This is a genomic window from Enterococcus sp. AMC1157 (assembly GCF_058216555.1).
On the sequence record NZ_CM177099.1, the window covers coordinates 324,749 to 338,432 of the forward strand.

The 13,684-nt window shown below is 35.0% G+C and carries 11 protein-coding genes; 10 read left to right on the top strand and 1 reads right to left on the bottom strand.

The features are described 5' to 3' along the window. Positions 1 to 104: 104 nt before the first annotated feature. The 4 genes from AC4BBX_RS01620 to cls all read left to right on the top strand — a co-directional run bounded on the left by AC4BBX_RS01620 (position 105) and on the right by cls (position 7,659). Positions 105 to 1,157, top strand: coding sequence for a DUF7278 family profilin-like fold-containing protein (locus tag AC4BBX_RS01620; protein ID WP_490454734.1), 1,053 nt, complete (start codon positions 105 to 107; stop codon positions 1,155 to 1,157). Between the two features lie 802 nt (positions 1,158 to 1,959). After that, positions 1,960 to 4,599, top strand: coding sequence for an alanine--tRNA ligase (gene alaS, locus AC4BBX_RS01625; protein ID WP_490454735.1), 2,640 nt, complete (start codon positions 1,960 to 1,962; stop codon positions 4,597 to 4,599). A gap of 411 nt (positions 4,600 to 5,010) precedes the next feature. After that, positions 5,011 to 6,159 (top strand): cation diffusion facilitator family transporter, encoded by a 1,149-nt coding sequence (locus AC4BBX_RS01630; protein ID WP_490454736.1) that lies wholly within the window; start codon positions 5,011 to 5,013, stop codon positions 6,157 to 6,159. Positions 6,160 to 6,192: 33 nt separating this feature from the next. Then, complete coding sequence (gene cls / locus AC4BBX_RS01635; RefSeq protein WP_490454737.1) at positions 6,193 to 7,659, top strand: cardiolipin synthase; 1,467 nt, start codon at positions 6,193 to 6,195, stop codon at positions 7,657 to 7,659. Here the strand turns inward: cls and AC4BBX_RS01640 are convergent. Beyond that, on the bottom strand, positions 7,645 to 8,055 hold the full coding sequence (locus AC4BBX_RS01640; RefSeq protein ID WP_490454738.1) for a ribonuclease HI family protein: 411 nt from the start codon (positions 8,053 to 8,055) through the stop codon (positions 7,645 to 7,647). The two genes, cls and AC4BBX_RS01640, sit on opposite strands and share 15 nt — an antisense overlap. Positions 8,056 to 8,134: 79 nt before the next feature. Between AC4BBX_RS01640 and AC4BBX_RS01645 the strand changes: the two genes are divergently transcribed. The 6 genes from AC4BBX_RS01645 to AC4BBX_RS01670 all read left to right on the top strand — a co-directional run bounded on the left by AC4BBX_RS01645 (position 8,135) and on the right by AC4BBX_RS01670 (position 13,433). After that, entirely contained in the window at positions 8,135 to 8,548 is a 414-nt protein-coding gene (locus AC4BBX_RS01645) for an EbsA family protein (RefSeq protein ID WP_490454739.1), read from the top strand. A 160-nt stretch (positions 8,549 to 8,708) separates the two neighbouring features. Next, entirely contained in the window at positions 8,709 to 10,373 is a 1,665-nt protein-coding gene (locus AC4BBX_RS01650) for a formate--tetrahydrofolate ligase (protein ID WP_490454740.1), read from the top strand. 614 nt (positions 10,374 to 10,987) lie between these two features. Further along, on the top strand, positions 10,988 to 11,356 hold the full coding sequence (locus AC4BBX_RS01655; RefSeq protein ID WP_490454741.1) for a hypothetical protein: 369 nt from the start codon (positions 10,988 to 10,990) through the stop codon (positions 11,354 to 11,356). 1 nt (position 11,357) lies between these two features. Beyond that, entirely contained in the window at positions 11,358 to 12,047 is a 690-nt protein-coding gene (locus tag AC4BBX_RS01660; protein ID WP_490454742.1) for a CBS domain-containing protein, read from the top strand. Between the two features lie 20 nt (positions 12,048 to 12,067). Then, positions 12,068 to 12,526 carry a signal peptidase II gene (gene lspA / locus AC4BBX_RS01665; protein ID WP_490454743.1) on the top strand — a complete coding sequence of 153 codons (459 nt, stop codon included), beginning with the start codon at positions 12,068 to 12,070 and terminating at the stop codon, positions 12,524 to 12,526. A gap of 1 nt (position 12,527) precedes the next feature. Next, positions 12,528 to 13,433 (top strand): RluA family pseudouridine synthase, encoded by a 906-nt coding sequence (locus AC4BBX_RS01670; protein WP_490454744.1) that lies wholly within the window; start codon positions 12,528 to 12,530, stop codon positions 13,431 to 13,433. Positions 13,434 to 13,684 lie beyond the last annotated feature (251 nt).

Genomic DNA, 13,684 nt, shown 5'->3' on the forward strand with positions numbered 1-13,684 from the left:
CTCCTATTTTAAATAATATGAAGGATTTCAGAAAAAGCTGCTGCATTTTTCTTTTTGATGTTATACTAATTTTATCAGAGAACAAGAAGAAAAGGAGAACAACAGTGAATCTTTTTGAAGCATTGGAATGGAGCAATTGGAAAAACTTATCTATTGAAGTAAAAATTCAAGTTATTAGTCAGGTTTTGATGTACTTTGTCAGTCCTTTAAAACAAGTTGGCGAGGTAGAATATTGTGAGTTTGAATTAGCTGGTGTGAAGTGCGGAACTTTTGAGTGTTCCATCGATGGTGAACGTTTTGTTTTGATTCCCGGAAATCAGAAAGCAATTCTAGGCTGGGATTTAGGTGTTCAAGGATTACCAGTAATATCTTGGGATTGTGAACCAGAAACAAAGACTGCCTATTTTGAACAGTTAGCTGAGAGCTACGGATTTAGCAATGCGGATGATTGGGAAATTTTTGTTAATGAATCTACTAGTCCTTTAAGGAAAGTAAAAATTCCGCCAATGTTAGTTCAAAAAGAAGCTTTACCAACAGGTACTACTTTTATTGGGAACTTTGATACAATCACTGGAGAATTTACTGGCTTGGTTGAAGCATTTGCACCCATTGAAAAAGATTTTCGCAGTTACTTTAAACAACCAACAAGCTTTGAAGAAAGTTTGACTTGGCAGTTACCGGATGAACTTTATGAAGCCAATCATTTTTATGCTTTCTTGCAAGCTGAAACGGAAACTTATCGTGTGTACCTGCATCAAACTTGTAGTCGTAAAATATTACTTAAAAAGACACACGATGAAGTGTTTGATTTATTGGATGAAGATCAATGGGAATATGCAGTGGGGGCTGGAACGAGAAAATTATTTCGTTGGGGCAATGAAGTTGAGCAAGACCTGAGCTTTTACGGTAAAAAGACCTTAAAAAAAATGCAACAGGAAAACATGTTTGGTTTGCTTATTGACAGCCAGCGAAAACGTTGGGAAGTTACAGATTCAAAACGATTAAAGCTTGAAAAAATGGAATTAACAGGGCATCCTTTATTTGATACCATGCCGTTATCGTCTTATTATCATTCTCGAAAAATGATTGCCGATGAAGAACAATTAGAGCCTTGTGATTACAGTTATCGTAAAGCGATCATTATTCGCTCAGAATGAATCTTTTAAAGTCTATCTTTACATGGTAATCTTCAAAACGACAGACTTGGAGCAGTTTCTGACTGTACTAAGTGAGACTTCTCGCAGTGAAGTTACCCTGCACAGTTATCTTTCTAATCCATGCGTTACACTACCCAACGAAGTCTACTTTTGTCGACCGTGGGACAAACTGGAGCCAGTAGTCTCCAGTCTGCCAAGCTTCAAACTGTAACTAATCGCTTAAGCGTTAAGTTACAGTAGTTCACATTGGCTCCTCTTTCACGGTGACGGAGCAGCTTCCGTTGTTCCGTTACGCTAGTTAGCTTTCAAAAATTTTTATATTTAAGTGACACAGAGGAAAAAATAATGGCATAAATAAGTACAACAGATACTGTTAATCAATCTTCAGCGTAACGAAGAGAGAGGCTTGGAGCGGTTCCGGGCTGACCTAAGCAAGACTCTCTCGTAGTGCAGCGCCAAATTCGCAGTGAGGTAGCAAATTTTGAAAAGAACAAAGAAAAAAATTGACTTTTTAGCTGATTTTGCCTATACTTTGTGAAGTAGAAAAGGTCATAATCAATAGTATTTAACTTTACAGAAAGTTTTTCAACGCTGAGAGAAAAACAAGTGATCTATTTGGTTGCTCCCTTGAATTTTTTGGTAGAAATATCAACGCTTCTCAGCGTTATCGAGCTTAAGAGGTAATGATCCGACATCATTGCAACCAAGGTGGTACCGCGTGTAAACGTCCTTGGCTTGCAGAGGTGTCTTTTTGTTTGCTTCAAAAAATACTATTTAATTGAAATAAAGGAGAGAAAAAAGAATGAAACAGTTAACAAGTGCCGAAGTTCGCCAAATGTTCCTAGATTTTTTTAAAGAGAAAGGACATAGTGTTGAACCTAGCGCTTCATTAGTTCCAGTAGAAGATCCAACTTTACTTTGGATTAATTCTGGTGTTGCTACGCTAAAAAAATATTTTGATGGTTCGATTGTTCCAGAAAATCCTCGCATTACGAATGCTCAAAAATCAATTCGTACCAATGATATTGAAAATGTAGGACGTACAGCTCGTCATCATACGATGTTTGAAATGTTAGGAAACTTTTCAATTGGTGATTATTTTAAAGAAGAAGCGATTCATTGGGCGTGGGAATTTTTAACTTCTCCAGAATGGATTGGATTTGATCCTGAAAAACTATATGTAACAGTTTATCCAAAAGATACAGAAGCAAAACGTATTTGGTTAGAAGAAGTTGGTTTGCCAAATGACCATGTTGTCGAAGTTGAAGATAATTTTTGGGATATTGGTGCTGGACCAAGTGGACCAGATAGCGAGATTTTCTATGATCGTGGAGAATCTTTTAATAATTTAGCAGAGGATGATCCAGAAAATTATCCAGGTGGCGAAAATGAACGTTATTTGGAAATCTGGAACTTAGTATTTTCTGAATTTAACCACAAACCCGATGATACCTACGAACCATTACCTAATAAAAATATTGATACGGGAATGGGATTGGAACGAATGGTTTCTGTTATTCAAAATGCACCAACCAACTTTGAGACAGACTTATTCTTGCCAATTATCCATGAAATTGAAAAAATTAGTGGTCAAGTTAAATATGGGGCAGATGCAACAACGGATGTCTCTTTTAAAGTAATTGCTGACCATATTCGTGCTTTATCATTTGCGATTGGTGATGGTGCGTTGCCATCTAATGAAGGAAGAGGATACGTCTTACGCCGTCTATTGCGCCGTGCGGTGATGCATGGTCAAAAATTGCAAATTCAATCAGCTTTCCTATATAAACTAGTTCCTATAGTTGGCGAAATTATGGAAAGTTATTATCCTGAAGTACTAGAAAAACGTGAATTTATTGAAAAAGTGGTTCGTAACGAAGAAGAGCGTTTCCACGAAACAATTAATGAAGGTTTAGAAATTTTAAATCACGTCATTTCAAATGTGAAAGCTGAAAATAAAGATACCTTAAATGGTGCCGATATTTTTAAACTTTATGATACTTACGGTTTCCCTGTTGAATTAACGGAAGAAGTTGCCGAAGAAGCTGGTTTAAAAGTAGATCATGCAGGCTTTGAAAAAGAAATGGAAGCACAAAGAGAACGTGCTCGTGCGGCTCGAAATACAGAATTATCAATGGGTGAGCAATCAGCCTTATTGACGGATATTAAAGTCGAGAGTCAATATGTTGGTTATGAACGTTTGCAAGCAGTTAGTGAACTATTAGTGATTGTTCAAGAAGAAGCATTGGTTTCTAAAACTTCGGAAGGAACGGCTCAATTAATTTTTGCTGAAACACCGTTTTATGCTGAAATGGGAGGACAAATTGCTGATACAGGTTCTATTCTTGACGAATCTGGGAAAGTGCTTGCAACTGTCGAAAATGTTAAAAAAGCTCCGAATGGACAATTTTTACATCAAGTAAGCATTCATGAAACAGTAGAAGAGGGTAAAATTTATTCATTAGTGGTAAATGCGGCTCGTCATAATCGCATCATCAAAAATCATACAGCAACTCACTTATTGCATAAGGCATTAAAAGAAGTTCTAGGTGCACATGCAAATCAAGCAGGTTCTTTAGTTGCTCCAGGTCATTTGCGTTTTGACTTTACTCATTTTGGTCAAGTAACTGCAGATGAATTACAACAAATGGAACAAATTGTGAATGAAAAAATCTGGGAAGCTTTACCTGTAACAACAGTTGAAACAGATATTGATACTGCTAAAGAAATGGGTGCAATGGCTTTATTTGGTGAAAAATACGGTCATGATGTACGTGTTGTGAACGTAGCAGATTGGTCAATTGAGCTTTGTGGTGGGAATCATGTAGTAAATACAGAAGCTATCGGTATTTTCAAAATTGTTTCGGAATCAGGAATTGGTGCAGGTGTACGTCGGATTGAAGCTGTAACTAGTCAAGAAGCTTATCAATTATTACGTCAAGAGGAACAACGTTTACGTGAAATTGGACAAATCGTTAAAGCACCTCAATTAAAAGAAACAGTATCTCGTGTGGAACAACTACAACAACAATTGCGAGAAGCTCAAAAAGAAAACGAAGCTTTAGCAAGTAAATTGGCTAATCAACAAGCTGGCGACATTTTTAAAGAAGTTAAAGAAGTACAAGGTGTTTCCTATATTGCCGCTCAAGTCAACGTGAAAGATATGAATCAATTAAGACAATTGGCTGATCAATGGAAACAAAAAGCAACTTCTGAAGTCCTTGTTTTAGCAACAGTAGCAAATGACAAAGTTAATTTATTAGCGGCTGTTAGTCCTGAAGCTATTGCCAAAGGCTTAAAAGCTGGCGATTTAATCAAAGCAATTGCTCCTAAAGTTGGCGGTGGCGGTGGTGGCCGTCCTGATATGGCACAAGCTGGTGGGAAAAATCCAGCAGGAATTGCTGACGCATTGGCAGAAGTAGCAAATTGGCTTAACAAGTAAAAAGGAATAGAAAATATATTAAAAGAAGCGGGATTTTTCCCGCTTCTTTTTAATGTTAAAGATTAGGTGCTTCTCTCATTTCCAAAAATCTAAATAGGATAAAATCATTTTATGTGCATTTTAGTCATTAAATTTGCTAGCTATAGATGATTAAAAAGCTACTTTTAGCGGAAACAAAGGTTGAAATTCGTTGCCTATGACGTTCATTTTTCGAGCAGCCTAAAACCTAAAAATATTCAAATTTTTGACTAACTGAATGTTTATTCATGTATTATTTTATTTCTAATTATTCGTAATTTAGTATGAGTGGTTGTCATTTCTATCTAAAAAAAGTGTTTAGTAGTTTTAAATTTGTAGAAACTAGTAGTTTCGGGGTAAAATAACATGAAGTGTAAAAAGGAGTTTTGAGTCATGGTTCAATTTTTATTAAATAGAATAAATAAGCGTTACGTTAAAAAAAGACAGCGAACAAAAATTGGTGAATTAGCGGGTATTTTAGGCTTAATTTCTAATCTACTTCTTTTTATAGGAAAATTTTTAATTGGTTTTACAGCAGGATCGGTATCGATTATGGCGGATGCAATGAACAGTTTGTCTGATTTTATTGCTTCTATTTTGACTTTGATTGGTTTTCGAGTAGGAGCAAAACCAGCAGATAGTGACCATCCATTTGGACATGAACGTTTTGAATATATCAGTGGTTTAGTTATCTCTTTGATTATTACGTTTGTTGGTTTTCAGTTTCTAACGTCATCTGTAAGCAAAATGATTCAACCAGAACCAGTGAGAATTTCTAAATACCTATTTATTGTGTTAGTTCTTTCTGTTTTAATCAAAATTTGGCAAGGAAGAATGTACTTAAAGCTAGCTAAAAATATTGACTCAGAGACGTTAAAAGCTTCTAGTAAGGATAGCTTTAATGATGTTTACACGACTTTAGCTGTGTTATTCTCTGCATTATTCGAATGGTATACAGATGTCTTAATAGATGGTTATGTCGGATTTTTATTAGCACTTTATATTATTTATAGTGGGTTTTCAATGGTACAAGACTTTGTTCGTGAGTTATTGGGAAGTCGTCCAAATCAAGAAGAAATACAAGAAATGGAAGCGAGACTTTCTAGTTATTCTAACATTTTAAGCTACCATGATTTATTGGTACACAACTATGGTCCTCGAAAACGCTTTGCTTCTGTACATATTGAAGTAGATTCTTCTTGGACACTGATGCAGGCTCATCAAGTAATTGATACGATTGAAAAGGATTTTCAAGAACAATTAGGTGTGGATTTAGTTTGTCATCTAGATCCAGTTGCGATTCAAGACATTCACTACTTAACCATCGCTAATACTATGAATTCAATTATTTTTCATATTGACCAAGGCCTAAGAATTCACGATTTTCGCGTGATTGATAAAACCTTACAGTTTGATTTGGTTATTCCTGAAGCTTTTTCTTTATCTGAAAAGGAACTACGTCGCAGTATTCAAAGAGCTGTTCTAGACACTTTAGGCGAATACAAACTAGATATTACGTTTGATCATAATTATTTATTATAAAATAAAGCTGAAAAAGCATTTTAGGAGGATTACATGGAAGTAATGTTGGATATATCAATCGCTTATCAAGTGTTTTGGGGATTACTGACTGTCAACACAATTATAGCGATTGTGACAGTTTTTAGAAAACCTCGTTCGATTGCAAGTGTATTAGCTTGGATGATGACGTTGCTTTTTCTACCGGGGATTGGTTTTATTTTGTACGCTTTTGTAGGGAGAGGAATAGATGGAGAGACGGTCTACCGCTTTAGTGAAGACCATCAAAATCGAATTGCTGAAATTAATGAAATTATAGAAACAAATAACCGATTATTTCCACCCTCACCCCGAGTAAAAGATGTCGGACCTTTAAAAAAGTATTTCGCTAATATGGAAGAATCACCTGTAACTCGTGGAAATCACGTTGAGTTTTTTACGGATGGACAAGAAAAATTCGCACAATTATTTGCAGATATCAGACAGGCAAAGGATAATGTCCATGTAGAATATTATGCATTTTTTGATGATAAAATTGGCAATCAGTTTCTAGAAGTATTAATCGAAAAAGCCAAAGAGGGGATAGAAGTTCGTGTGGTATTTGACCCTTGGGGAGGAAAAACGACTGAGAAGTTTTTCCGACCACTTGTCGAAGTTGGAGGGAAAGTGATTCCATTCATTACTTCACGAAATATTATTCGTAAAACACGGTTAAATTATCATTTACATCGCAAAATAGTTGTCATTGATGGAATGATTGGTTGGACTGGAGGCTTTAATGTTGGCGATCAATACTTAAATGTCACTCCTAAATTTGGTTACTGGAGAGACACACATGGTAGAATCACTGGAACTGCTTCTTTCTCCTTACAAGAAATTTTTATTCGAGACTGGAATGCTTCTATTTTAAATCCCGAAGATGCTTTAGAATACGAAAACCGCTATTTTGTAGTTCCTGAAAAGGATAAAGCGGGGGACGTTACTTTACAAGTGGTTGCGGATGGTCCAGAATCAGAAGAACAAATTTTAAAAGGTGGATTTGTTAAAATGTTATTGGCCGCGGAAGAGCGGGTTTGGATTCAGACACCGTATTTGATTCCGGATGATTCAATGACAAACGCTTTATTAATTGCAGTTCGATCAGGAGTTGATGTTCGAATTATGATTCCATCAAAACCAGACCATCCATTTATATATCGAGCAACGCAACACTATGCGAATTATTTACAACGTCGGGGAGTAAAAATCTATATTTATGAAGGTGGATTTCTTCATGCAAAAACCTTTATTATGGATGATTATGTGTCATCTTTTGGAACGACCAACCAAGATATCCGAAGTTACGCTTTAAACTTTGAAGTCAATGTGTTTGTTTATAACGAAAAGATTACACAAGATTTAGCAGCTATTTTTGAAGAAGATATCAAAAAATCGACATTACTAACCGAGGAAATGATTGAAAATCAATCCAACTGGCTACGCTTTAAACAAAATTTCTCTCGTTTACTTTCACCGATTTTGTAATTTTAAAGCTTTCTGGAGCCCTTGTCTAGCTAAGTTATCGGCTCCTTTATTTTTACTTTCAGGAATCCATTGTAGAATTAACATTGGGAAAAACTTAAGTTTTTCTTGAATATCCTCTAAATATTTTTTGAAATCTGCATTATTGGTATAATTTTTATCGACAGTTTGTGCTAAAATTTTACTATCAGTATAAACCATGATTGTTTGATCGGTGTACTTACTTTCCTGTAAAAAGTCTAGCAATCGACAAAAGGTTGCAAATTCTGCCTGATGGTTACTGATGACAGGTAAAGGAAAGGACTCTTGAATATAGATGTTCTCACCAGTTAACATAATTCCACCACCACTAGGACCTGGATTACCTTTAGTTGCTGCATCGATATAAGCTTTAATCATAGGATAACTCCTTTTCACTAAGTTAGTTCAACTAAAAGTATTATACTAGATATTTAAATAAGGAGAAAGGAGAGACTAGATGGGAAAAAAAATTCCTTGGCAATTAGAAAATTCATTAGCAATTATTTATTGGTCAATCACTTGGATCTGTTTATTTTTAGGCTTAATATTTATTTTAGAGCGAGCAACTATTCACTGGAAAAGTTTCTTCTTTCTAATAATGTGTGTGTTATTGGTATATTTATCCCGAAAACGCAAGCTTGCATTTACTGAATCTGGTGTAGATGTTTCATTTGCTAGGTTTTGGAAAAAACAATTTATTTACTATAATGAAATCCAGGAGATACAAGTTCAAAATCTTAACATTCGCTTGATTTTTCAAGGCAAAGAACTTGATTTGAGATTAAAGAAAAAAGATTTTCCAGTATTTTTGTCAGTAATGAATCAGAAGCTTTCTTCTACGCAAATTACTACAAAAGAATACCTTCATTAAACAAACGAAGCGATGATGGCTAGTTTTTCTTGGTTAAAGAGGAAGCTACTATGTAAAGCTTCTTTTTTTGATGCAATTCAATAAGAAATTGGGTATAATAATATATATTCTGAACAACAGGAATACAAATGAATAGAACGTTCGTGAAAAGAGGGTTATTATGAAGTCAGATATTGAAATTTCTCAAGAAGTAGAGTTAAAACCGATTTTAGAAATTGCTGAAAAAATAAAGCTTGACGAAATGTACTTAGAATCATATGGAAAATATAAAGCAAAAATTGATATTACTCAGTTACCTAAAACTAACCATCAAGGAAAATTAGTTTTAGTGACTGCTATTAATCCTACTCCTGCAGGGGAAGGAAAATCAACTATCTCGATTGGTTTGGCAGATGGCTTAAATCAATTAAATAAAAATGCTGTCTTGGCACTTAGAGAGCCTTCACTAGGACCTGTGATGGGAATGAAAGGTGGTGCCACTGGAGGAGGATTTGCACAAGTATTACCAATGGAGGATATTAATTTACACTTTACTGGAGATATGCATGCAATTACAACTGCTAATAATGCTTTAGCAGCTTTATTAGATAATCATCTGCAACAAGGCAATGAACTGAATATTGATCCACGTCGCATTTTATGGAAAAGAGTTGTTGATTTAAACGATCGTGCTTTAAGACAAGTGGTGGTTGGCTTAGGTGGCCCATTACAAGGGGTACCTAGAGAAGATGGTTTTGATATAACGGTTGCAAGTGAAATTATGGCTATTTTATGTCTGGCAAATGATCTAACAGATTTAAAAGAACGATTGGGTCGAATATTGATTGCCTATACGTATCAAAAAGAACCGGTAACAGTGAGTGATTTAGGTGTAGCTGGTGCTTTGACTGTTTTATTAAAAGACGCACTGAAACCGAATTTAGTACAAACTATTGAAAAAACGCCAGCATTGATTCACGGTGGCCCATTTGCAAATATTGCCCATGGTTGTAATAGTTTGATTGCAACAAAAACAGCCTTACAATTAGGCGACTACGTAGTAACTGAAGCAGGTTTTGGCGCTGATTTAGGAGCAGAAAAGTTTTTAGATATCAAAGTTCCTAATTTAGGTAAAGCACCAGATGCTGTGGTAATTGTAGCAACTATTCGTGCCTTAAAAATGCATGGTGGAGTAGAGAAAGAAAAACTATCAGAAGAAAATGTTGAGGCAGTTGTTAGTGGCTATCTTAATTTACAACGTCATATTCAAAATATCCAAAAATATGGAGTGCCTGTAGTTGTTGCTATTAATGAATTTGTGACAGATACTGAGGCAGAATATACGAAATTAGAAACTCTCTGCTTAGAAGAAGGAGTTCGGATTCGTCGTGCCTCTGTCTGGGCGAATGGTGGACTTGGTGGAACAGAGTTAGCAGAAGCGGTAGTAGAAGCTATTGAAGATCAAACAGGGAACTTTACCCCATTATACGATCCAGAACTTTCTATCAAAGCAAAAATCAGCAAAATTGTTCAAGAAATTTATGGTGGAACGAATGTGAGTTTTGAAGGAAAAGCTCAAAATCAACTGAAAACACTGAAAAAAAATGGCTGGGATAAATTGCCGATTTGTATGGCCAAAACACAATATTCTTTTTCAGATAATCCACAATTATTAGGAGCTCCGGAAAACTTTACAGTTACTATCCGAGAATTGATTCCTAAATTAGGAGCAGGATTTATTGTCGCTCTAACGGGAGACGTAATGACAATGCCTGGACTACCTAAAAAACCAGCAGCCTTAAATATGGACGTTGATCCAAATGGTAAAATTAACGGATTATTCTAAATAACTACTAAGGATGTGGCATAGCTGTCACATCCTTTTTAAAGTAAATTGAACTTGAAACTTCCAGAACAAATCTCCGAAAACTCAAGAATCGTGTGAGATCGCCACGAGCCTCTTACAGAGTCTCTATGGCTGCTGACGTTCAAACTCTGACTAAGTGCTAATTGCACTAATTTAGAGTAATTCATTCAGCTCTTTTAACACGACTCTTGAGTTTTCTCCGTTTTGTTCATCCAGTTTCTGATTGTAAAATTTACTTTCAAATAAACGAGTTATTCTAATTTAATATAAAAGAAAACAAATTCAAAAAAACTGGAAGTTCAGCTGGGAAAAAAATTCTCATCGCAGGTTAAAGATGAGGATGAATTACGCAGAGTAGGAAGGAGAAATTTGCTGCTTCCTACTCTGCGTTTGAACGCCGAAAGCTTTGAGACTCCCTAGAGGCTCAAAGTGGTCTCCTGCAATGAGAGATTTTTTGGACAGATGAGCTGAAAGTCTTCATTATCTTGTTTAACTACAAATAGTAACATTCACAAAAGAAATAAGTTATAATAAATAAACAATCTATTTCGAAAAACGATTGACTAAGTTATAATAGGAAAGTTGAGTTTGTTATGGATATTTATTTGCAACGTACTACTGGATTTTATGCAATGGCCAGTCCGCTAAGTGTCTACTTAGATGGTCAAAAAACAACAACCATTAACCATAATCAAAGAATAAAACTTGTAGCATCAAAGGGGGCAAGTCTTCAAGTCGGATTTTACTGGTTAAAAAGCCGACCTTTCGTCGTCGAAGAAAGTCAAGATTTAGTGATAAAAATGAATCTTAAAGTAGTCCAACTTTACGTATTATTTGTAATGCTATTTTTTGTCTTAGCTCTTGCAAGTAATCAATTTATTTTAATCTTAATATTATTGATTACATATTTATTAATATTACCATTTTTAATGAAAAAAGTTTATGTGATAGAGGAGGCTTAAAATGGGCGAAGCAGCCGATATTTTTTTGAGTAGTTTTAATAGAATTGAAAAATGGTTGAAAAACGAATTAAACAATCCCAAAAACATGGGATTCAGCCAAATGGTCAGGAAACTTTCTGCAAGACAGGACTTACCCGTTCAAAAGTATGAAAATGATTTATTGCAAATTTCTCAATTACGAAATGCGATTGTTCATGAAAAAATTGGTGAAAACTTTGTCATCGCTGAACCAAATCAATGGTTGATTAATCGCATTCGCAAAATAGAAATGGAATTATTAGAGCCTGAACTAGTCTTACCAAGATTTGCCAAACACGTGACAGGTTTTGAAGAAGATATTGCTATCAAAGAATTATTAGAAATTATTGCTAAAAAGCGATTCTCTCAATTTCCTTTGTATAAGCAGGGGGAATTTCAAGGTCTGATTACATTGCGTGCTCTTGGGTATTGGTTTGCTAAGGAAAGTTTAAAAGGTGAGATTAACCTAGAAAATCGTCAAGCAAAAGAGTTAATTATTCACGATGGAAAGAAAACAAATTATGTTTTCGTTTCTCGTTATACACCAATAATCGAAATTGAAAGTCTATTTCATGATCAAGGGACCTTGGACGCGATTCTGATTACTAAAGAAGGTAATCCAAATGGAAATCTTTTAGGAATTATTCGACCTAGAGATATTTTTAAATTATAAGCAGAAAGAGTTGAAGTAGTATGTTAATCGTTAGTTTTTTAATTAGTGCATTAGTTATTAGTCTTGATCAATGGCTAAAATTTTGGATAGTAGCTAATATCGGTTTGGGAGAAACCCTGCCTTTTATCACCAATTTTATTTCTCTAACCTACATCCGCAATACGGGTGCTGCGTGGAGTATTTTTGAAGGCCAAATGGTTTTCTTTACTGTTATCACAATCATTGCTGTCTCGGTGGTTAGTTTTCTTTTGATTAAATATCGTAAGGAGCATCCATTATTTTTAATCGGTTTATCGTTAGTATTAGGTGGGGCAATCGGTAATTTTATTGATCGACTACGCTTATCTTATGTAATCGATATGTTTCAAACAGAATTTATGAATTTTCCTATTTTTAATATCGCTGATATGTCATTAGTAATCGGTGTTGGGTTAATTTTTATCTATACCATGTTTGAAGAAAAGTTGAAAGGAAAGTAGTATGACAAAATTAACAGTAACAATTACAAATGAAAAAGGACGACTAGATAAAGTTTTAACGGAACAATTATCTGATTATACACGTTCCCAAATTCAGCAATGGCTAAAAGAAGACGCAGTATTGCTCAACAATCAACCGATGAAAGCTAACTACAAAGTTAAATCAGGGGAAGTTTTTCAAATTGTTATTCCTGAACCAGTAAGTTTAGATTTACTGCCAGAAAATCTTCCTCTAGATATTGTCTATCAAGATGAAGATGTCGCTGTAGTCAATAAACCTCAAGGAATGGTCGTCCATCCATCAGCAGGACATCCTGATGGAACGTTAGTGAATGCTTTGCTTTATCATTTAAAAGATTTATCTAGTATTAATGAGGTGATCCGACCAGGGATTGTTCATCGGATTGATAAAGATACTTCTGGTCTATTGATGATTGCTAAAAACGATGTTGCGCATGAAGCATTAGCTAAACAATTAAAAGACAAAACATCATTAAGAAAATATATTGCTTTAGTACACGGTAATATTCCTCATGACAAAGGAACGATTAATGCGCCGATTGGGCGTTCAAAAAGCGATCGTAAAAAGCAGGCCGTGATTGAAGAGGGTAAATCAGCAGTTACTCATTTTACTGTATTGGAACGATTTGGTGAATTTACTTTGGTTGAATTACAATTAGAAACTGGACGTACCCATCAAATTAGGGTGCATATGCAATATATTGGTTTTCCAGTTGCTGGAGATCCTGTATATGGTCCGAGAAAAACACTGGCAGGTAATGGTCAATATTTACACGCTAAATTATTAGGCTTTAAACATCCAAGAACGGGAGAACAAATGGTTTTTGAAGCTCCTTTACCAGAAATTTTTGAAAAGAACTTAGAAAATTTACGAAATATCGATTGATTTTTTTATGAAAGAAATGTATAGTGGTTTTAACAAATGAATATGTATCCTTTAAATTAGTCCCGTGAGGCTAAGAAGGAAGTGTGTCAAGTAGCTAGATTATCTGCGGATAATAGAAGACTACTTGCAAAGTTGCGCTATCTTACACAGCAAATGAAGCTGAAACTTTCACTCCTACCTTTCACGGGTAGGAGTTTTTTTATGCTTAAAATATTAGTGCAGTAAAACACTTAAACTAATTGAAAAGGAAT

What these genes read in the sequence shown, in the direction of transcription:
- alaS (WP_490454735.1), top strand. Translation starts at nt 1,960, where the DNA reads ATGAAACAGTTAACAAGTGCCGAAGTTCGCCAAATGTTCCTAGATTTT.
- AC4BBX_RS01630 (WP_490454736.1), top strand. Translation starts at nt 5,011, where the DNA reads ATGGTTCAATTTTTATTAAATAGAATAAATAAGCGTTACGTTAAAAAA.
- cls (WP_490454737.1), top strand. Translation starts at nt 6,193, where the DNA reads ATGGAAGTAATGTTGGATATATCAATCGCTTATCAAGTGTTTTGGGGA.
- AC4BBX_RS01640 (WP_490454738.1), bottom strand. Translation starts at nt 8,055, where the DNA reads ATGATTAAAGCTTATATCGATGCAGCAACTAAAGGTAATCCAGGTCCT.
- AC4BBX_RS01645 (WP_490454739.1), top strand. Translation starts at nt 8,135, where the DNA reads ATGGGAAAAAAAATTCCTTGGCAATTAGAAAATTCATTAGCAATTATT.
- AC4BBX_RS01650 (WP_490454740.1), top strand. Translation starts at nt 8,709, where the DNA reads ATGAAGTCAGATATTGAAATTTCTCAAGAAGTAGAGTTAAAACCGATT.
- AC4BBX_RS01655 (WP_490454741.1), top strand. Translation starts at nt 10,988, where the DNA reads ATGGATATTTATTTGCAACGTACTACTGGATTTTATGCAATGGCCAGT.
- AC4BBX_RS01660 (WP_490454742.1), top strand. Translation starts at nt 11,358, where the DNA reads ATGGGCGAAGCAGCCGATATTTTTTTGAGTAGTTTTAATAGAATTGAA.
- lspA (WP_490454743.1), top strand. Translation starts at nt 12,068, where the DNA reads ATGTTAATCGTTAGTTTTTTAATTAGTGCATTAGTTATTAGTCTTGAT.
- AC4BBX_RS01670 (WP_490454744.1), top strand. Translation starts at nt 12,528, where the DNA reads ATGACAAAATTAACAGTAACAATTACAAATGAAAAAGGACGACTAGAT.